We start from the raw sequence: 20,731 nt of genomic DNA, 5'->3' as shown, positions 1-20,731 counted from the left end.
TCATTATATTATCATCAAAATATATTGACAAAATAGTATTTTGGTGCTATACTTTCTCGTTAAGCTGAATTAGAGAGTTATTTTAAAATCGAATATGTATAGCAATAAACGAAGGAGTGAAAAGGAGAAGAAAATGAAAAAGAAAGGTTTCTTGATGATTTTGGTTGGATTGGCACTCATGGTTCTTGCCTTAATTTGGGAATTTGGATTTGAAGGCGGAAGATCATGTCAAAGTATGGGGATGTTATCTGCTACTGGAATAGTTGTATTGAGTGTTTTTGGGACAATTCTTGCAGTAGCTGGAATAAAACGATGGTAGCAATGAATTGCCGTCTGCATCGGCGGGGTAGAAATGGAGCAGGGAGAGAGAAATGAAAAATACAATAGTGATAGTAGAAGATATAAAATCAATCCGGGATGGATGGCAAAAGGTTCTGAACTCCAATGGTTTTGAAGTCGTTGAGCTTGAGAGTGTCGCTGATTGGAGATCTCAAACACTAACGACTGAAAAAATTGCTGGAGCGATTCTGGACTTTTGCATAATCGGTGGCAACACAATTGAAATCGCTGATTATTTGAAAAGTCGTAACATCCTCTTCGTTGCCGCTTCGTCCGATTCGGATTGCAATATCGAGTTGGCAAGGAGAGGTGCGCTGAAAAGTGCGCTAAAAAAAGAAGCCGCGGAAGTATTGGTTGCCGCACTTGCTGTTTCGGAATTGGAGAGGGAGAGAGTGCGAAAGGACACTCTCGCAGAGATAAGTTTAATCGACGAGAGGAATCACCAAACTCAGGTGCGCAGAGCGGAAAGGGTAGATGCGCTCGAACGCGCATTTGAATCATGTGAGTCTCCAGATTTTCGTGTTGATGTTTCAGAAGGAGAGCATGAAGTACTCTGTGTCTCCCTGTATCCTGTTGATATTGATCCTCCCAGTTTTCTTGAGGTGGCTTGGCATGTTCCTCTTCGGGGTAGTGTCAGGAAAGAAGGAGACTTTCTTTTTGTTGCAGATCGAAGGATTCGCATAAAGGGAAGTCGAAAAGGTCTCGAAGGGGAAAATAATGCCATATCTATATGGCTAAAAAAATATAACAAAAACCGTCCGAGTGATTATTATTTGGCAGTTTTATATCTCTCTAATGGAGAGGGGAAGGACGATAAAGAACAACTTCGGCGGTATGAAAAAAGATGGGAAGCAAGGGGCGTAGGAGTGCTCCCGCTTTCAGCGATGTTTGAATGATGGTTCGGAGAGCAGCGCAACAGAGCTGCTCTCGCATTAGTTCTTTGTTTTAGGGTTTAAGGGGAATTGCTTATCATAGCAATTCCCTTTTTTCTATGCCTAAAAAAGGAGTAGTTGCAAAAAGATATTTATAATGGTACAATAACACTATAATTTTTTTAAAACAAAAAAATATGAACAAAAATATTTTCTCCACGAAAGTTGCCGTTTTCAAGGGCAAGGAAATTCGAAAAATCATCTATCAAAATGAATGGTGGTTTTCGGTTGTGGATGTAATTTATGCGCTTACAGATAGCGATCGCCCAAGTGTTTATTGGACTGCGATGAAGGCAAGAGTTAAAGATGAGGCCGAGTTTCAACTATCTACAATTTGTAGACAGTTGAAATTGCTGGCTCCTGATGGAAAAATGCGTGAAACCGATTGCGCTAACACCGAAGGGATGTTTCGCATTATTCAATCAATTCCTTCGCCCAAAGCCGAGCCTCTGAAGCGCTGGCTGGCGAAAGTTGGTTATGAGCGAGTGCAGGAAATCGAAGATCCGGAATTGGCAGCCAAAAGAACCAGAGCACTCTATAAGCTCAAGGGCTATTCCGAGGATTGGATCGAAAAGCGCATGCGCGGGATTGTAATTCGCGAAGAACTGACGGATGAGTGGCAAAAGCGAGGCGCAAGAGAAAATCGAGATTATGAAATTTTGACAGCGGAAATTTCTAAAGCGACTTTTGGCGTGACGCCGGTTGAATACAAAAAACTAAAAGGCTTGAAGCGCGAAAACTTGCGTGATCATATGGATGATTTCGAGCTGATTTTTACGATGCTTGGCGAGCGGTCGACAACGGAAATTCATAAAAATGAAAATTCCAAAGGCGTGAAAAAGCTGAAAGATGATGCAAAGATTGGCGGAAGAATTGCTGGCAATGCCAGAAAAGAATTGGAAACTAAGTTGGGCAGATCGCTGGTTTCTAAAAAGAATTTTATAAAAAATCCGGAGAATAAGAGGCTTTTGAATAAATAGCATTTCAATTATTTTTTCGCCATCTTCCAAAGCAGATCGAAATAGGTCAGATAAGACTGGCGGAAGTCTTCGTTTTTGATTTCGATGCAAAACATATCATCGCCGTTTCCCGAGCCATAGGAATTGAGAGTGATGGAGTCGTGCCAAATGTCAAATGATGTTGGCGAAGAATAGCCTTCCGGCAAAAAGCGATATTCCGAGTTGGCGCGTTTGACAAGCTGGGCTTCCGCGGAGCTGATGTTGCCAAAAATCAATTTTGTCTTGATATTTTTTTTCATGCGGATGCGGTTACTTCTTTCAAACACACCGGATTTGAGCATTATTTCTTTGAATTTCATCGCCGCGCCAGTGACAACTAGGTATTGCGAATTCTCCGGCATCAAATCATCTTTTCTTTTAATTAACTCTCGATAAGCCTTGGCGCCTTCATAAACTCGAATCTCTTGACCTTTTTGTTGACCGGTTAGTTTGGAATTGATTTCTTCGACCAAACTAGAAGCGATGATTTCTTGTTGCTTGATGTTGTCGAGAATATTTTGCGGATTAGCCACCCGAAAAACCAAGCGGTTATTTTTGGTAGTTTTCAAAATCATCTTTTTACTTTCTAATCCTTCCAGCGCGTCATAAGCCACCTGGCGATGCATCCCCAGCTTTTTGATCAGTGGCCCCACCGTATTTTCGCCCAATTCCAACAGCGCGTTATAGATCTTGATTTCATTGGGTGTGAGCCCAAGTTGTTTTAGTTCGTTTTCCATAAAAAGGTGTAATTTATTTTAAATCTCCCAGGGATAAACCCAGCCCTTTCTTTGTTCATATCCATCAAGACCAATTATTTGATATTTGCTCAGTTTATAATTTTCTAAAAAATAGTTTATGGCCGATAGATTAGCTTTGTTAAAATTAATTTTAACTTCGATGGGAACAATTTCATTTTTGGGAATAGCGATAAAATCAATTTCTTTTTTATCTTTTGTCCGCCAATAATAAACCTTATCTCTCCCATATTTTTTCACGAGTTCACTGAAAATACTAGTTTCAAAAACATTGCCAATAAGCTCTTTTTGCAAACTTTTGAGCCAAAGCATCTGCATCAATCCAGAATCATAAAAGAATACTTTTGGCATCTTAGAAAGTTCGCTGCGAATGTTTTTATTATAGGGCCTGACTAATTTTATTATGTAGGTTTGTTCGAGAATGAATAAATATTTTTCAATCGTTATTGCGGATAGCTTGCAAGTGTTGGCTAATTCTTTGCTATTAACCAATTGACCGCTTTGCGATGCCAAAACCTCCAATAATTTGTTGAAACTTTCAATATTATCGATGTTGGCTAATTCTTTGATATCTTTTCTGATGTAGGTATCAATGATTTGCTGCAAGCGCTTTTCTTTTAATTCAATATTGTCAATCAGTGCCACTTTTGGATAGCCGCCAAACAAAACGAATTCTCTGTAGAGAGCTCTTAATTCGGCTTGCTTTAGCGCTGTTGTTTTTTTACTTGGAGTATAGGTGTATTTTTTGAACATTAAGTATTCCTCAAAAGATAGGTTAAAAATTTCAAAATTAATCGTTCGTCCGACAAGCGAATCTTTGAATTTGCTTTTTATCTCAAAGCTGGAAGATCCCGACACGATCAACTTGATATTTTTGTGATGATCGGCAATCAGTTTCAAAAACTCAGAAGGATTGTCCAGATACTGAATTTCATCAATAAATACAAAAGTTTTTTTGCTCTCTTTCGGGAAATGTCCCTCCTCCTTCAGGTGGGTGATAAATTCAGCGGTTCCTAGGTCTAGTAGCTTTTTATACCGCGAATCTTCCAAATCTATGTAATATACATCCTCTCCTTTGCTTTTCAGATAATCTTCCAGCCACAGTAAAATATGCGTCTTACCAACTTGCCGGGCGCCATGCAAAACAATTATTTCCTCTAAATCAAGGAATTTTAGGATTTCATCGTTAATTTTTCTTTTGTAGAGCATAAAAATGAATAAGTTAACAATTATGACTATAGTATATATCAAACTAAAACTATAGTCAAGTTATATTAAAGTTTGACTAAAATATAACTAAAACTAGTCACATGGGGGTTATTTTTACATTCGTATATTCGTACAAATTCGTAATTCGTAGAGACTGTCCGCAAAATGTCCACTATCGATTTCTGTCAATCTCAAACTGACCAAATTCCAAAAATCCCTTATCCTGGCTTAATTATACATCAGTTTAAAACTTATGTCAATATTGTCGCAAGATTACTGTTGACAATAAACAATAGACGTGCTATACTCCGGAGTCAAGCTGAGAAATGGATTCTCGGGGAGACAAAAAAATGTACCTTTAAAACAAGGAGAATAGTAATGAGCGATATATTGAATACTATCATAATCGGCGAAAAAGCTTTTCATGATCGGGAGAAAGTGGCTATTTTCTATTTTCACGATACTATTAATAGAAGTCGCATTCCTATCAGCAAAGCATTTCAAATGTTGAATTCCGATGAGGAGTGCATTGAATTCTGTAACAACTTGATTAATCTATGGAAAGACAATGACAGGAAGGAAGAAGCAAAGAATGTTTTTTGCAAGCTTGGATGGATTTCTTCAGATGACTTTGACAAGTACCATGGTTCTTTCCATTGCATGTCGACCACTACGAAAGACGGGTGCGTTAGACTCTGGGTTTATTATGGTGTAGAGCGTGAAAATTTATTTATGATGATACAAATAAATCGCTATGCTGAATATGATTCATCGGGCTTGACCAGACTTTTGAAATTCTGGGAAAGTATTAAGCCCCTGATTTTTGGTGATAAGTTTAACCAAAAATATGATGGCTTTAAAAATGGCAACTGGCATTTGGAAGTTCCACATCAATAAAACAGATCTAAGCCGGTAAAACAAGAGATAATCCTTGAGGAAGATATCTCTTAATTCTCCTAAATCGTTCTTTATTGTAGGAAAGGCGAGCACGCGTATCATCGCACTATGCTCGCCTCCTTTTCCCAAGTTTCAAAATTGTTTTGAGGCTTGAGATGGAGGGAAAATTAAATTTGCACATTAAAAAAAGGAATAAATAATATGTCAAAAATTAATCAGGACAAGATGTTTGCAGATACTGCCGTGATGTATGATGCCAATGCAAATGAATATGCCAAGGCTTCGAGACGAGAACTACGAGAGTTAACTCTCCAGCCATCGTTGGTTAAGCATTTAGGCGATCTTTCTGGAAAGAGAGTATTGGATGTTGGTTGTGGCATGGGCAATTCCAGTCGTCTAGCACTTTCATGCGGAGCGCGGAGAGTTGTAGGCATTGATATTTCTGAAAAAGAAATTATTACAGCACGGGAAATTGATTCTTACGAACCCATCAAATATTTAATCAGAAATGCTATTGATGACTTGAGCGATTTGGGAAAATTCGATTTGGTCACGGCAATTTTATCGGTACATTACTGTACGGAACGAGCAATGCTGGAAAAATTGTTTTCCAACGTCAAGAAAGTACTCAAGTCCGGTGGTGAATTTTTGGCGGTCGTCGTTCCTTTCTCTGACTACGATGGTTATGGCGTAAGAATTTCATCACCAACTGGCCGAGAAGGCGAGCCGTCCAATGTTTCTCTATCTGATTTTGGTGGTAGTAAATTTCTTGACTTCGATGATATCTATTGGAGTGAAAAAACTTACCAGGAAGTCCTGGAAAAAATCGGGTTTTCTGTTGAATGGCTTCCGTGCTTTGTATCTAATGAGGGGATTCGGAAATACGGGGAAAATTTCTGGCGGAAGTTTTTAGATGATCCTATCTACAAAATTTTTATCGCGAAATAAGAAAGGGGGAAAAGATTTTTTCTGCAGGTATAATCAAAAGGAGTTGCCAATCATTGCAACTCCTTTTTTCTATGTTTTTAATTAGTAAAGTTAAATTCGCCTCACCCTTTTCCCTCCAAGTCGTTGAAGGTAAAATCTCCTTGTTAAGGAGAGGGGATAAGCAATTCGTGTTTAATGATTCATGATTATTAACAATATTGATAACAATGAAGCATAATAAAATAGTTGTTAGCTAGTTTTACAATTCCCCTCAATTATTTCCGATTTCCACTTCCGGATTATTTTCAAATTTTCTTAGCTCTTTATTCCACGCTCAGCCCGCTAGGCACATTTGGTGGCGTGGTGTCATCGCCTCCTGTATCTGGCCATGAACCAGTATCATAATATACTTTCGCAGGAATATCAGCGACAAAAGGGGTTTCTGGATTAATTGGTGGCCATGCGATGGACCCGAAAAATGCTGGTTTTGAGTCATAATAAAGTGAATCAGGCAATGAATGATCTACAGTTGCACCTTGACATCCAGGCTCTCCGCTACTATCACACCATTTTTGTCCTGCCGTTACTGCGTCCCAGTTTCCATGTCGGAGCATTGTTGTTTTACATGCCCCAGAAGGGGTAAAATAAATATATTTAGATGATGGTGCATACGGGATAGTTGTGGTTTCATATGCGTCGTCCTGTCCGGCAGTGCCAAGATAATTTCCAATCACATTGTAGTATGTTTGGTTGTTTGACACCCCAAGAGTGACCAGTTGATCCACTTTCGTATAATCCATATGGATTCTGTTTCGGAATAATGTATTATTGCTATTTGACCCCCAGTAATTATCAGAACTAAAAAGAGCACCTTCGATTACATTTCCCTCAAATAAGTTTTGAAATTGATGCCCACCATGAAGTCCGATTGCATATCTATTTGCGGTTGGATATACCTCTTGCCATATGTTTGTCAGATAATTGTAAGCAATGACTCCGCCAGAAAATCCACCCTGAATCACTACCCCACAGGATACGTTATGGATTGTGTTATTTTGAATCAGATGCGCGCTACCCGTCATTGCTGAGGTAATTGCGTAGTTGTCATTAGCTGTCCCGGCAACCACCTGATGAAAATTGCATTTTTCAATCTGGATTCTATAAGCATTTGTCAAATAAATTCCCATTCCAGATTCGGAAAATCCATTCAACTCCACTCCCTTCAGCCAGCAATTATCGGCATTGAAAATGGTAACGTTATAGAAGTAGGATGAGTTAAAAGTTAAATCCTCAATCCCAGCGTTTGTAACTTGCATTGTTACTTTTGCTGCCTGCGGTGTTTTTGTACCATCCATAGTCCAGTATAGCGGGATTTCAAGCGTTGCCGTGGTTCCAGATGTAGGTGCTACCAATTTGACTACTTGTTGGATTGCCCTTGTCCCATCTCCTGTTCGGCCGCTCATGGTCATACTGCCACCTTCTCCGACATTAGTGACTGGCGGGTCTCCTGCCGCATTGTTTAATTGATCGATAACAATACAATCACCCACATTCCATCCGTGATTCCCAGAGGTTGTGATTGAGGTTGAACCTTTAGTTAATCCACTTGATAGCCCAACGGCTGTACCATAATCTACCCCATAAGCTCCAAAATGAATAAACTCAGAACCACTTGGCACGATTATTGTTGATCCCATGCCAGAACCACGCAAAGTGACGTCGGTTTTCATTTGTAACCCAGATATGTTAAATGTCCCAGCACCTAGCAATACTACCTGACCTGATGGGCAGTTGTTTATGGCGGTCTGGATTTCAGCTGTCCTGTCTCCACTAGATGCTGTAATAGTTTGGCAAATAGTAGTTCTAATCGGAATGCCTCCATTTACTCCAGCATTTCCTGTCCATGTGATGGAGCGATCCGATGGTATCTGAAATGTTGCCATAACTCCTATTGGTAGCAACAACATGAGTATAATTATGGATAAAGTTTTTTTCATTTTTTAATCCCGTTGATCAATTTATGAAATTCTTCAATTGATGCTGGAATGATATCAATTATTTTTTCTTCGGGCAATATTTTCCTGGCTATTTTCTTGAGTTGTGAAAAAAGCTAACCTACTATATTTCTACAATTCTCCCCAATTATCCCCAATCTCAACGTTCGCCACGAGTGGAACTTTGAGAGTGTAGGCTTTTTCAAGAATCGTTTTGATTTTTTGCGCTACTTCTTCGGCCAGATCTTCTTTGACTTCGAGAATAATTTCATCGTGGACTTGGAGAAGCATTTTGACATCGGGATTATTTTCAAATTCTTTAGTGACGTGGAGCATAGCGATTTTCATGATGTCTGAGGCGAGGCCTTGGATGGGCATATTGATCGCCATCCGTTCGGCGGCGCTTTGTAACTGAAAATTGGATGAGTTGATTTCTGGAATATATCTCCGGCGGCCGATTTCTGTTTCGACGTAGCCGTTGGTTTTGGCGGATTCGCGAATCCCTTGCATATATTTCGCCACCCCTTGGAATTTTTCAAAATAGGCATCGATAAATCTTTTCGCATCATCGCGTGAAATGCCGGCGCGGGCGGAAAAACCGAAGGAGCCCATGCCATAAATCACACCAAAGTTTAGCTCTTTGGCGGTGCGGCGGATTTTGTCCGTCACTTGCGAGAGCGTGAGGTTGTTGATTTCCGCCGCAGTGGCACGGTGGATGTCTTCGTCTTTATGAAACAGCTCGATCATTTTTTTGTCACTACTAACATGAGCGACTACGCGCAGATCAATTTGAGAATAATCGGCGCTGACGAGTTTGTGACCAGTTTCAGCGACAAACGCCGTGCGCAAAAGTTGTCCCAGATCGGTGCGGGTGGGAATGTTTTGCAAATTGGGATCAGAGGATGAGAGGCGACCGGTGGCGGTGACGGCTTGGTTGAAAGTAGAATGGAGGCGGGAATTTTTGTCGACCATTTCTGGCAGGGTGTCGAGATAGGTATTTTTCAGTTTTGTGATTTCGCGGTATTCTTCGATTTTTTCAATGATCTTATGTTCACCTTTCAATTTTTCCAGTTCCGCCGAAGCCGTTGAGATGACGCCGAATTTACCTTTTTTAATGTTTCCGACCGGCAAGTGCATTTTTTCAAACAGCACCTCAGAGAGTTGCTTGGGAGAGGCGATGTTGAAAGTTGTGCCGGAAAGCGCATAGATATTTTCTTCGAGCTTCGCAATGCGTTTCGTGATCGTTTCGGAAATGCCGGCAAAAATCATAGTGTCTAATTTGATGCCAGATAGTTCCATTTGTGCCAAAACTTTAGCCAGGGGAATTTCCAGTTCGCAAAAAACCGTACTGAGCGTGTGCGCCGGAGAATTTCCAGATTTCACTTGCTCCGCACTGATTTTTTCGATTTCTTCTTTTTGGATTTTTTTCAGTTTGAAAATATAGTCGGCGACGGCGCAATTTTTTTGGGCAATGTCTTCGGTACTTTCAATCTCAAGGCCTAGTTGGCCCTTTTTGGATTCTTCGGCCATTTCTTCTTGTAAAAATTCCGCGACGAGATCAGGCAAAGTTATTTTCCGGCCCGGGCTAAGAACATAGCTGGAAAGCAGAATATCGAAATAGTTTCCGGCGAGATTTACCCCGGCGTTTTGCAAAACCTCCCAATCACTTTTCAAGTCAAAACAAATTTTTTCCGTCTGTGGATTTTCCAAGAGTGTTTTTATTTCCGAAAAAATTTCTTTATTCTCTAAATCGAAATAGATTGCGCGACCAGTCTTATAGCCAATGGCAATGCCAGAAAGCGTGCTAGCGTGCACAGAGACGCCATTAGTTCTAAGCTTGATAGCCAGTTCTTTTTGCTCCTTTAGATTCGCGAGCAGTTCTGGAAAATTTTTCTGGTCAGCTATTTCAAATTTAAAATCTTTAATACCTTCTGATTTTTCCGTCGGAGCATTTTTCTGGTCAGCTTTATTTGATTTGCTGTCAGTCGTATTTCCCAATAGTCTTTTTTTGAGACTATGAAAATTAAGTTCCGTGAAAAGCGCGACCAATTTTTCTTTGTCAAAATCTTTTGTTACCGCTTTTTCCAGATCTAGCGTGACCGGGACAACTCGGGAAATTGTGGCCAGTCCTTTGCTCTGAATCGCAATCATTTTATCTTTCTCCAGTTTCTCCCGCAGTGGTTTTTTGATGTCTTCCAAATGGGCATAAACATTTTCCAATGTGCCGTAAGTCTTCAAAAGTTCGATAGCGGTTTTTTCGCCGATGCCTTTTACGCCCGGAATATTATCTGACGGATCTCCGCGCAGACCTTTGTAGTCAATCAACTGTTCCGGTGCCAGTGAGAAGCGTTCAAAAATTTCCGCCTTGCCATAGAGCACGGCGTCAGTCAGTCCCCGGCGCATCGTGTACACCGAAGTCACATCATCGACTAATTGCAATGTGTCCATATCGCCCGTGACGATAATAGTCTCTAGCTCCCGAGAGTTTTCCCTCGCTTGTTTTGCGAGTGTTCCAATCACATCATCCGCTTCAAAGCCGGCGACAGCATAAATCGGAATACCAAACGCCTCGGTCACTTCCTTGACGCGAGGAATCTGCGCATAAAGCGCATCATCCGCTTTCGCGCGCGTCGCCTTATACTCCGCATATTCAATGTGGCGAAAAGTCGGTCCGGCCAAATCAAAAGTGGCTATGATATATTTCGGCTCGAACTTGGCAATGATGGAAAGCAAAGTTGAGGCAAATCCATAAACTGCATTCACTAGCTCGCCATTTTTGGTGGTGAACGGCGGGAGAGCGTGGTATGATCGATGGATGATAGCATTACCGTCGATAAGGATGAGTTTTTCGGGTTTGGGGGTTTCCATAAAATTTTTGAAAATAGTTAAAATCCAATACGTTTCTTCGGCTCCGCGTCTTCCTTCATCAGTTGTGCAATCATTTGAAAAACTACCTTAAAACTTTTGTCATACTTATCCTCCATCAGCTCAACTTTTTCGCGTAGTTGCTTGTGGGTAGAAAGAATTTCTCGCAACTTCACGAATGTCCGTACTATTTGGATGCTAACTGCTACGGCGCGCTTACTTTTCAAAACTGCCGAAAGCATCGCTACGCCTTGTTCGGTGAAAACAATTGGCAGCCATCTTAATCCTTGCTTATCACTTTTGGACATCACAATTTGTGATCTCCAAATTTCAAGTTCTTTTTTATTTAGTTGAAACATGAAGTCTGCGGGAAATCGATCCAAGTTTCTTTTTACTGCCTGTTTAAGCAATCTAGTTTCCACGCCATAAAGCTCGGCTAAATCGCGGTCAAACATCACTTTTTCCCCGCGGATGAAATAGATCTGGCTCATTATCCTTTCATTGGGTATAGCAGGTTGCTTTTCATTTTTTATCATAAATTTTTTTATTACGTTTTATTATACCAAGCATAACAAAAAATGCACGTTTTGGGTTATTTCTCCAACGCCTTCCAATTGATTTCAAAAATACTTTTCAAAGTGTTGAAGATTTTTTCGCTTTCAATGATGAGGCCGATCTGTTCTTCGAAGGCCATGATGCCGATCAGTTTTTTGCCGTAGAGATTAATTTCTACTTCAAAGAGCGTTTCGTTTTCCGGCGCGAAGCGGATCTGGCGCAGGTGTTTTTGGTCATAGGATTTGACGTGGCGCATTTGTTCATTGTTTGGCGCAATTGTGCGCTCCCAAATGCGATTTTTTATCCGAGCGGGGACATATTCATGCCACAGATACTGCGCGTCGAAATATTTCAACGCGTCGTCCGTTGCCCAAGCTAAAATTTCTTGGTCGGGATATTTCAGAGTGTCCTCATAAACTTCTTTGATGCCAGCTTTTCCTTCAAAAAACTTGATTTTAGGCTTTTTCTCCAATCGGTTGGCGATGGAAAGAAGTTCTGGCATCACTTTTAGGATAATTTTTTTCTTTTCTTCGATCTGTCGTTCCAATTTTTCTGGGTTTTCGGCGAAAAAGAGCGTGTGATTCTTGCTTTTAGTCTGACCTAATAGGCCTTTTTCTTTCAAGGAATCTAAAATATCATAGACCGTTGTCCGTTTAACGGCGGATTTTTTGGCAATCTGCCCGATATTGGCGCTACCCAACTCCAAAAGCGCCAGATAGACTTGGCTTTCTTTCTTGTCTAGGCCGATTTTTTGGAGGTTGTCTTGGAGCATGAATTTGGTGGTTTATTGGACTATACCCGTCTTCGCTTGGGCTACGGCGTGGCGCAGTCCGCCTTCGCTTGGGCTACGGCGTGGCGCAGTCCGCCTTTACTTAAGCTATGGCGTGACTCAGTCCGCCTTCGTCCCAAGAGTACTTGTGACTATGGCGTGACGAAGAAAGGGTCGTTAGTATTAGTATATCAAATAAGCCATATATTGTCAATATTCACATATCTCTTGACCTAAGTAGTGACAGATTTGGGTTTTTGGGATACAATAAGCAGTTAAATTGAAAATTAGATAGGCTAGTTGAATATTTAACAGAGTTATTTATCAATTAAATCAAGGAGGAGGGTATTATGAAAAATGAAATCGATTCTGATTGGTGGGATGAAAAGTATGATTTTTTTGGTGAATTTTACATGGAGGGGGATAATTCCAAGGAAGGATATTTGGAAGATAAAAATAGAACGATTGTAGAACGAACAGAGGAAGATGTTGATGGTGTTGTCAGATTGTTGGGCATGACCGGTGGCGAAAGAATCTTGGATATTCCTTGTGGCTATGGCAGGCACAGCATTGAATTGGCAAAGAGGGGCTATGCTATTGTCGGTATTGATATTAATGCGACGCATCTTAAAAATGCGATTGATCGTTTAAGGGAGCTGGGAATTGCAGTTGATTTCAGGAAAGAAAGTATGCTAGATATCGCTTATTTCAACCAGTTTGATCACATAATCAATATGTGTTACTCCTTTGGTTTCTTCGAGACTGACAGTGACAATCGGGAAGTTTTACGAAATTTTTTTAGGGCACTGAAGCCCGGTGGAAAATTTTTAATGGAAACCGACGTCAATCTGTCGCGAGTGCGGGCAGGGAAGTACAAGGAAAACGAGATTAGGAAACTTATATCGGGAAATCAACTACAAATCATTGATCGGTATAGTGCCATAACCAAAAGAATGGACGGAGCCTGGATTATTATCAGGCCCGACGGAACACTAGTGAGAAAGGATTATTCGGTCAGAGTTTTTGAAAAAGATGAGTTTGTCGATTGGTGTCTTGACGCCGGGTTTGTGTCTTGTGAGGCTTATGGCAATTGGTGGGGTAGTCCATACGATGAAAATAGTGAGCAGATCATTTTTGTAGCTCACAAAAAATAATAGATACTTAAATAATAGATACTTGAAAAGGGAAGTGCATATAACTGTGCTTCCCTTTTTCTTTTGGGCGTGCAATTTTTGGCTGGGTCGTATATAATGTAGAGTATAAAACTTTCTTCACTATCTCTGTAAGTGTGATAGTTTTGTGTATAAATCAAGGGCTGTGAGACTGGATCCCCGCCGGAGTTTATCCTCGTGAAAACGGGGGCGAGGATGACACGGAATAATTATGATTGGAAAAATTAAGGGAAAAATTGATACTATCAGGGAAAACTATGTCATTTTAGATGTGCATGATATTGGGTATAAGGTCCAGATGAATAGTTATTCTTTGGCGAAAATTGCCGGGACGGAGAGTGTCGAGCTGTTTATTTATACTCATGTGCGTGAAGATGTGCTGGCGCTGTTTGGATTTTTGACTGAAGAAGAGCAGGAGATGTTTGAGCTTTTGATTTCTATTTCCGGTATCGGACCTAAAGCCGCTTCGAGCATCCTGGCGATTGCCAGCCCGAAAACGATCAAGGCGGCGATTGTGAATGAAGACACTTCCATTCTCACGAAAGTTTCCGGCGTGGGCAAAAAAACCGCCGGCCGGGTGATTTTGGAGTTGAAAAATAAAGTGGGAACAATTTCGCAGGGTGATCAAGACGAAACGACTGGCGATTCGCAATCGATTGAGGCGCTGATGGCGATGGGCTATAGCGCTTATGAAGCGCGGGAAGCGCTGAAGAGTGTGTCGGGGGATGTGAAAGATATTGGGAAGAGAGTGGGGATGGCGCTGAAGAATATCGGGAGAAAATAATTGCAATACCCTCCTCTCCCTTCGGGAGAGCCTGCCTGCCGGTAGGCAGGGATGTCCGTAGGACAGTGAGGCTATGGAATAGTTTTTTCAATTCCTCTTCTCCCTCCGGGAGAGGATGTCACGTACTCGTGACAGGTGAGGGCAAGGGCAATAGGTTAAGAATAATTCTAAACAAAGCTAGTCTTTTCTTAATATATAGCCCTTTCCCTCATCCGGCCTTCGGCCACCTTCTCCCGGAGGGAGAAGGGGATATAAATTTAGTATTTCTGAAAATGGAAACATTGGCTAAAAATAATTTTATGCAAAACGATTCTCCTTTTGGAGAATTTTTGCAGTCGGAGGTGTGGCGTCAATTTCAAGAGAGTGTGGGGCGGAAAACTTTTCATCTTTCTTCTGAAAATTTTTGGGCGAATATAATTTTTCATAAACTTCCGGTGGTGGGGAAATATTTTTATGTTCCGAGAGGACCAGAGGTAAAATCGGAGCCAGGCTCCGGAGCTCCGGAGCCTGGCTCCGATTTTGGAGAACTGATAAAATTAGCAAAAGAAAACAATGCGGGTTGGATCCGGATTGATCCGGAGACGGAAGAATTGCTGGAAGCGATTAGAAAAAATATAAATTATAAAATAGCGAAGGCGCCACACGATATGCAGCCCAAAGAGCTATATGTCATTGATATTGCGAAAAGCGAAGAAGAGCTTTTGGCGGAGATGAAGGCGAAAACTCGGTATAATATCAAACTTTCACAAAAACATAATGTTTTAGTGAAAGTAATTTCCAATTTCCAATTTCCAATTTCCAATAAATTTTCAAATCCCAATGATCAAATTAAAGAAAAAAAATACATCGAGGAGTTTTTAAGGTTGACTGGGGTGATGGCAAGGCGGCAGGGGATTGTGGCGCATCCGGAAAATTATTATCGTCAGATGCTGGAAATTATTCCGGGGGACAACTTGAAATTGTATGTTGCCCAATATGAAGGAAAAATTATTGCGGCTAATCTAGTTGTTTTTTATGGCGAGACTTGTATCTATCTCCACGGCGCATCGGATGATAATTTTCGCAACGTGATGGCGCCCTATCTTTTGCAGTGGCGACAAATTTGCGACGCGAAAAAGGCGGGATGCATGAGGTATGATTTCGGGGGGATAAAAACAGTTAACAGCGAACCTGCCTACGCCAAGGCTTCGGCAGGCGAGCAGGAAACAGTGAACGGTAAAAATACTTGGAGTGGAATTACGAAATTCAAACTTGGCTTTGCGCCGAAAACTTTGCCGACGGTTTTCCCTGGGAGTTATGATATTATCATAAATCCGGTAAAGTATTGGCTTTATCGATTTATTCAAAAAGTGAAAAGTTTTTGCTAAGCGTTATATAGCAATAAGCTAAAAAATATTGTATAATAAAATTGTAAGAAGAAATAAAAATATTAATTTTTGAAATTATGGAAATCGAAGTGGAGACAGACGGCGCATCCGTCAAAGAAAAAAAGATCGCGAAACTTTTTTCCGCGAAAAAAAAGGCGCCGAAAAAAATCGAGAAAAAAAACAAAACAGCCATAGAAGAAAAAATAAAAATTGCTTCCAAAGCAACCGGGAAAGAAAAAAAGAGGAACAGGGTTGTCTTGTTTGTTGTTCCGCTTCTGGTTGTTTCTTGTTTTGTTTTAGGATTTTTTACCTATTACTACCGCAATAAATATGTACAATTAGTGAAGACGCCGACTATTTTGGAAAAAAATGACCGCGAGTTGGTCTTGGGCAATGTCAGCAATTTGGCGGAACTTCCCAGTGGGGAAGATCCCATTATTGCGACAGCGGGGGATGTGGAAAAATTGACCGGACAAGCTTTTTCTTCCGATGTGTCCGCCGATGACAAAGCGGTGATTTATGTCGGGGCGAAAAAAGCGATTATCTATCGAACTTCGAGTGGAAAGATTGTCGAAACAACACCGTTTTCTTCAGAAGAAGATAAGATAGTGGCGCACGCGGAAAACCAGACGGCGCTGGTGGCGACAGAGGCGCAAGTAGCCGGAGCTGATACGCAAAATGCAGACCAAATAGGAATGGTTGCGCAAATTGTAAATCAGAACGAAGTAGGCAAGGCGGCAACTCAGATAATTGATCAAGCAATAACGCCGATAGACAAACGTTTTCGTGTGGCGGTCTATAACGGGACTAGCGTGAAAGGTGTGGCGGAGAAGATGGCGCAGACGATCATTTCGGTCAATACTAATATTGATGTGGTGAAAAAGACCAGTGCAGCTGGAGATTATCTGAAAACAACCGTCATCGATCTTTCCGGTAATAACGGCCAATTTGCGACCGATTTGGCCAGTGCAATCGACGGGGAAGTTTTAACTGCGGTTCCTGCGGGAGAAGCGGTGCCGAAAGCAGATGTGCTGGTGATTGTAGGTGGGAAATAATTGCGGGACTTGCGTAAGTTCTAAATCAAAAAAACTCAAGTTAAAAAAAGACGGATTGAAAAATCCGTCTCTTTTTTGGTAACCTTATTTTCAACGTGCTCCGGAATCGACTTGGTCGTAGATGATTTTAGAAATTCCGGCGATTATATGGGAAAGCTTGGTGAAATCCTGCCCTTTGGTCATCACGCAGAGCAGATAGGGTCTTTGCGGATGGTACACGATCCCGCAATCATGCAGTTGCCTCACGACTTGTTTATCATCACCTAATGATTCTCGCTCTCCGAATTTATGGGCAACTGTAATTCCCTTCGGAGTTCCAGCTAAGAGTCCGCCCTTATAATCAACCGTTCCGAGTAGTGCTAATGCTTGCTCGGAAAGTCCTCGGTTTAGGTAGGATGCGTTATAGAGGATGCGGAAAAAAGAGGCATAATCTTTGACGGTCATCGAGTTGTTCGCATTGTAGATTTCCGGCATATTGATTCCCAGATCGGAAAAGACCGCGCCGAAATCTTTTTGGTTGACATTTTGAAACAAAAGATTGGTTGCATCGTTGTCAGAGTATTTGATCATCGCTTCAATCAATTGCGAAACGGTGTAGCTCTTGCCTTCCGAAATCCGTTTTTCCGGCTGGATCTGCTGGGAAAACTCAGTGGCTGGTTTTCCCGCGGTGAGTGATTTCCCAAAAATAGTCGGATCGTGCTCGGAATATTTATAGTAGGCCAACATGATTGGAACTTTCAAAAGACTGGCTGGGGAATAGCTGGACTGTTCATTGATTCCAAATGTCGGACCATTATTCAGATCCCGATAATAAAAAGCAATGCTGGCGGAGGGGTTTTTGTCAATTATCTGCTCCTGGATCGCTTTTTTTACTTTCAACTCGGCTGATTTCAAGATTGGTGATTCATTCCCAACTTCGCATTCCAAAAGCGGGTTAATAAAAGCATATCCGGATGATTGGCGGATCTCCTTGCTTTGCCCATTGTCTCCGGTTTGCATCTTTCTGCCGAGAAAAAAACCGGACAAAAAAAGAACAGCCAAAATGAGCGTAGCTAATCCGGCAGGCAAGTATTTGTTTTTCGAAGATAAGCGTTGAAAAAATTTGTTGATATTGGGCATAATTGGTGATAATTCTCACAAACTGACTTCTTGATGACTAAATTATAGCATAAAAATGAATACTGTAAAAAAATATTTTTTTGAATTTTCCATATCCGTGTTATGATAAAAAACAAAGAGTCAATTAATAAAAAATAAATGAAAAAAATAAGAGATATCAGTTTTAGAACAAGAGTCATCTTAGTTTTAGAAGTCGTCGTCGTCACAATCCTCATAGTAGTTGGTGTTATCACCTATCAAACTCGCCAAGCGCTGATCCGGGAAGTTTCTCAGGAAAAATTGCTTGCTATCGCTTCTTCTTCGGCGGCGGTTATTGATCCGGAAAAAGTGGCGGCGATCCAGACGGAAGCGGACACAGCCAGTGATAACTATCTGGAGCTGAAAGGGATGCTTCAAAAAATCAAAATGAACAATCCGGAAGTTGATGACATCTATCTCATGAAAAAATCCGCTTATCGCAATATCTTAAAGTTCATCGTTAGCGCAAATGACACCCAGGATCGGAATGGCAACGGGGCGATTGAGGAAAATGAAGTGGGTGTTGATTTTGAAGAAGAATATGAAATCTCGGCTTTTCCGGAAATGGCGAAGGCTTTTGAGGCCAAGACAACTGACAAACAAATCAGTTGCGACAAATGGGGCTGTTGGTTGTCCGGCTATGCTCCAATTTTCAATGAGAAGGGTGAGGCGATCGCCATTGTTGGCGTGGATATTCCCGCGGAAACGATACTGGCCTATGAACGAGACATGCGGATGGTGCTTTGGGAAGTCTTGGGAGTAATTTCTATTTTTTTCCCACTCTTCCTGTTTTTCTATCTGCAATATGCCTTGCGTCCGATCGATAAAATTACCAAATCTATCGCTAAATTTAGCAGTGATTTCAAAACTAGGATAGATATTGTCGGAGACAATGAATTTGGGATGATCGCCAAAACATTCAATCAGATGGCGCTTGAATTGGAAATTCTTCATACGCAGATGGAAAAAAAAGTTAAAGCGAAGACGAATGAGATAGTGGCTTGTGCGAGGAATATTACTGAGGACAAAGCAAAGGAGGAGGCTTTTTTGGATAGTGTCGGAGAGGGCATCATCGCGATCGACAAAAAGGGCAAAGTGATTTTAGTCAACAGGCAGACCGAGGTCATCTTGGGCAGGCCGAGTAAAGAGCTTTTGGGGAAAACCACAGCGGAGCTGTATGAAGTTGAAGATGAATTTGAAAAAAAACTTTCAAACAAAGAAAAGCCTTTGCAAAAAACGATCACTAGCGGGGAAAAAATTTCAGGAAAATATTTTTGTGTCCATTCTGGCAGAAAAATTCCCGTTTTCATTACGGCTTCGCCGGTCATTTCCGAGAACAAATTAATCGGTGCCATTTTGGTTTTTCGTGATATCACCAAGGAAAATGAAATTGACAAAGCCAAGACCGAGTTTGTCTCTTTGGCTTCCCATCAGTTGCGCACCCCGCTCTCCATCATCAGTTGGCATAGTGAAGCGCTGCTGGAAGATCAGCGGGGTTTTTCGGAAAAACAAAAAACATATTTGGAAAAAATCAGCCATGCTACCAACCGGATGGTTGAGTTGGTGCGGGCGCTCCTTAATACTTCTCGGCTGGAAATGGGCACTTTTTCAATTGAAACAAAAGAGATTGATCTGGTGCGATTGGCAGAAAATCTTGTTAAAGATCTCAGCTCATTCAGTTCGATCCAAAATATTTCTATTGAGAAAAAGTTTTCCGGAAAGAAGATAATGCTCAAAGGAGATCAGCAATTGATAACGATGATCTTTCAGAATCTCTTGACCAATGCGATCAAATATTCCAAGCGAGATGGTAAGGTAGTCTTGGAAATCTCTCAAAAATCACCTAACATTGTGATTCGAGTGGTTGATCAGGGGATTGGCATCACGGACAATCAGAAATCCGATATTTTTACTCGTTTTTTCCGAGCGGATAATGCCAAAGAAAAAGACGCCGAGGGGACTGGTCTGGGGCTCTATATCATAAAAGCAATCATTGAACATTCCGGCGGAACGATCAAATTTGATTCGATTGAAAACAAAGGCACGACTTTCACGGTTATTTTGCCAGAATCTGGTATGCCCAAAAAAGAAGGAACGAGAAAATTAATTTAAATTTTTTATTAATAATAGGATTTACGCGTCTTACCTCGCAACCGTATTTTCTAAAAAAATAACTCGAACGCTCTTTTTTCTTTTCAAAATTTTCCCTCTATCAAAGGCAACCAGTGGAAAATTTTGAAGAAAAAAGGCATTCTCAGACACGTTTTTTTAGAAAATACAGTTGACTCGGGTAAATGCGTAAGTCGTGAATAAAATGGCAAACGACAAAGAAAGAAAAATTCTCATCGTTGATGACGAAGAGGATATGCGAGAAATTTTGAGCGATAAGTTCGGCACTTCCGGGTTTTCCGTCGCACTCGCCAAAGATGGCGCAGAAGGATTAGAGAAGGCATTAGAAATTCACCCATTGGTGATTCTTCTGGATATCGCCATGCCTAACATGGACGGCCTTGAGATGCTGGAAAAATTAAGGCATGATGCGTGGGGGAATAATGTTCCTGTGATTTTACTGACCAATATCAGCGATATGCATAAAATTGAAGAGGCGAAAAAATTGGGTATCCAAGAATATATGCTCAAAGCAGAGTGGAAAATGGCGCAAATTATTGAGCGGGTGAAGGAAATTGTCAGTGATTAACGTTTCTTGTTTTTCTGAAACATTCCAACTTTTTTTCACAAGCCCCGGAAATATTTCCGGGGCTTGGTTTATATTTGACGGGCTGCTTTTTTTTAATAAATTTTATGGTATAATAATTAGAGTGATAAATGGCGAAAAAACCAAATGTTTTTTTGTATTTATTTATATAGAATTTTTGGCAAACTTGCAAAAATGCAAGTCATCGCGGTGTGTTAAAAAATGTAAAAATAAAAAAAGTTGATCAACCTGACCAAACATAAAAAAAATAGACTTTCCAG

At 41.0% G+C, this 20,731-nt stretch carries 18 protein-coding genes; 11 read left to right on the top strand and 7 right to left on the bottom strand.

Translation table 11 applies throughout. The features are described from left to right. Positions 1 to 133 precede the first annotated feature (133 nt). The 3 genes from WC848_01620 to WC848_01610 all read left to right on the top strand — a co-directional run bounded on the left by WC848_01620 (position 134) and on the right by WC848_01610 (position 2,251). Entirely contained in the window at positions 134 to 319 is a 186-nt protein-coding gene (locus tag WC848_01620; GenBank protein ID MFA5961361.1) for a hypothetical protein, read from the top strand. A 52-nt stretch (positions 320 to 371) separates the two neighbouring features. Further along, positions 372 to 1,235, top strand: a complete 864-nt coding sequence (locus tag WC848_01615; protein MFA5961360.1) for a hypothetical protein — start codon at positions 372 to 374, stop codon at positions 1,233 to 1,235. 173 nt (positions 1,236 to 1,408) lie between these two features. Further along, positions 1,409 to 2,251 carry a Bro-N domain-containing protein gene (locus WC848_01610; GenBank protein ID MFA5961359.1) on the top strand — a complete coding sequence of 281 codons (843 nt, stop codon included), beginning with the start codon at positions 1,409 to 1,411 and terminating at the stop codon, positions 2,249 to 2,251. Between the two features lie 8 nt (positions 2,252 to 2,259). Here the strand turns inward: WC848_01610 and WC848_01605 are convergent, their stop codons facing one another. Further along, positions 2,260 to 3,006: a helix-turn-helix domain-containing protein gene (locus tag WC848_01605; protein ID MFA5961358.1), complete on the bottom strand. Its 747-nt coding sequence runs from the start codon at positions 3,004 to 3,006 to the stop codon at positions 2,260 to 2,262. A gap of 18 nt (positions 3,007 to 3,024) precedes the next feature. Continuing rightward, positions 3,025 to 4,233: an ATP-binding protein gene (locus tag WC848_01600; protein MFA5961357.1), complete on the bottom strand. Its 1,209-nt coding sequence runs from the start codon at positions 4,231 to 4,233 to the stop codon at positions 3,025 to 3,027. 165 nt (positions 4,234 to 4,398) lie between these two features. On the opposite strand from WC848_01600, the gene WC848_01595 reads away from it, so the two are divergent. Both WC848_01595 and WC848_01590 read left to right on the top strand, forming a co-directional pair. Next, positions 4,399 to 5,130 (top strand): hypothetical protein, encoded by a 732-nt coding sequence (locus WC848_01595; GenBank protein MFA5961356.1) that lies wholly within the window; start codon positions 4,399 to 4,401, stop codon positions 5,128 to 5,130. A 201-nt stretch (positions 5,131 to 5,331) separates the two neighbouring features. Next, on the top strand, positions 5,332 to 6,078 hold the full coding sequence (locus WC848_01590; protein MFA5961355.1) for a class I SAM-dependent methyltransferase: 747 nt from the start codon (positions 5,332 to 5,334) through the stop codon (positions 6,076 to 6,078). Between the two features lie 302 nt (positions 6,079 to 6,380). Here the strand turns inward: WC848_01590 and WC848_01585 are convergent, their stop codons facing one another. The 4 genes from WC848_01585 to WC848_01570 all read right to left on the bottom strand — a co-directional run bounded on the left by WC848_01585 (position 6,381) and on the right by WC848_01570 (position 12,243). After that, on the bottom strand, positions 6,381 to 8,054 hold the full coding sequence (locus WC848_01585; GenBank protein ID MFA5961354.1) for a right-handed parallel beta-helix repeat-containing protein: 1,674 nt from the start codon (positions 8,052 to 8,054) through the stop codon (positions 6,381 to 6,383). A 129-nt stretch (positions 8,055 to 8,183) separates the two neighbouring features. Further along, complete coding sequence (polA, locus tag WC848_01580) at positions 8,184 to 10,919, bottom strand: DNA polymerase I (protein ID MFA5961353.1); 2,736 nt, start codon at positions 10,917 to 10,919, stop codon at positions 8,184 to 8,186. 17 nt (positions 10,920 to 10,936) lie between these two features. Continuing rightward, on the bottom strand, positions 10,937 to 11,452 hold the full coding sequence (locus tag WC848_01575) for an ORF6N domain-containing protein (protein ID MFA5961352.1): 516 nt from the start codon (positions 11,450 to 11,452) through the stop codon (positions 10,937 to 10,939). A 56-nt stretch (positions 11,453 to 11,508) separates the two neighbouring features. Next, positions 11,509 to 12,243: a helix-turn-helix domain-containing protein gene (locus tag WC848_01570; protein MFA5961351.1), complete on the bottom strand. Its 735-nt coding sequence runs from the start codon at positions 12,241 to 12,243 to the stop codon at positions 11,509 to 11,511. 347 nt (positions 12,244 to 12,590) lie between these two features. Between WC848_01570 and WC848_01565 the strand changes: the two genes are divergently transcribed. The 4 genes from WC848_01565 to WC848_01550 all read left to right on the top strand — a co-directional run bounded on the left by WC848_01565 (position 12,591) and on the right by WC848_01550 (position 16,618). Beyond that, a complete protein-coding gene (locus tag WC848_01565; protein ID MFA5961350.1) occupies positions 12,591 to 13,394 on the top strand; it encodes a methyltransferase domain-containing protein in 804 nt (267 codons plus the stop codon). A gap of 229 nt (positions 13,395 to 13,623) precedes the next feature. Next, positions 13,624 to 14,196, top strand: coding sequence for a Holliday junction branch migration protein RuvA (gene ruvA / locus WC848_01560; GenBank protein MFA5961349.1), 573 nt, complete (start codon positions 13,624 to 13,626; stop codon positions 14,194 to 14,196). A gap of 299 nt (positions 14,197 to 14,495) precedes the next feature. Next, positions 14,496 to 15,563 carry a peptidoglycan bridge formation glycyltransferase FemA/FemB family protein gene (locus tag WC848_01555; GenBank protein MFA5961348.1) on the top strand — a complete coding sequence of 356 codons (1,068 nt, stop codon included), beginning with the start codon at positions 14,496 to 14,498 and terminating at the stop codon, positions 15,561 to 15,563. A gap of 77 nt (positions 15,564 to 15,640) precedes the next feature. Next, positions 15,641 to 16,618: a LytR C-terminal domain-containing protein gene (locus tag WC848_01550; GenBank protein MFA5961347.1), complete on the top strand. Its 978-nt coding sequence runs from the start codon at positions 15,641 to 15,643 to the stop codon at positions 16,616 to 16,618. Between the two features lie 90 nt (positions 16,619 to 16,708). Here WC848_01550 and WC848_01545 read toward each other — a convergent pair whose 3' ends face one another. Next, positions 16,709 to 17,737 (bottom strand): serine hydrolase, encoded by a 1,029-nt coding sequence (locus WC848_01545; GenBank protein ID MFA5961346.1) that lies wholly within the window; start codon positions 17,735 to 17,737, stop codon positions 16,709 to 16,711. 138 nt (positions 17,738 to 17,875) lie between these two features. Between WC848_01545 and WC848_01540 the strand changes: the two genes are divergently transcribed. Together WC848_01540 and WC848_01535 are read left to right on the top strand one after the other, a co-directional pair. After that, positions 17,876 to 19,867 (top strand): ATP-binding protein, encoded by a 1,992-nt coding sequence (locus tag WC848_01540; protein MFA5961345.1) that lies wholly within the window; start codon positions 17,876 to 17,878, stop codon positions 19,865 to 19,867. Positions 19,868 to 20,069: 202 nt separating this feature from the next. Further along, positions 20,070 to 20,453 (top strand): response regulator, encoded by a 384-nt coding sequence (locus tag WC848_01535; GenBank protein MFA5961344.1) that lies wholly within the window; start codon positions 20,070 to 20,072, stop codon positions 20,451 to 20,453. Positions 20,454 to 20,731: the final 278 nt, after the last annotated feature.

The sequence above is a fragment of the Parcubacteria group bacterium genome (assembly GCA_041659505.1).
Classification (GTDB): Bacteria; Patescibacteriota; Minisyncoccia; order Moranbacterales; family UBA2206; genus UBA9630.
Note: the sequence above shows the minus strand (reverse complement) of the source record. Positions and strands in the feature narration are given on the sequence as shown.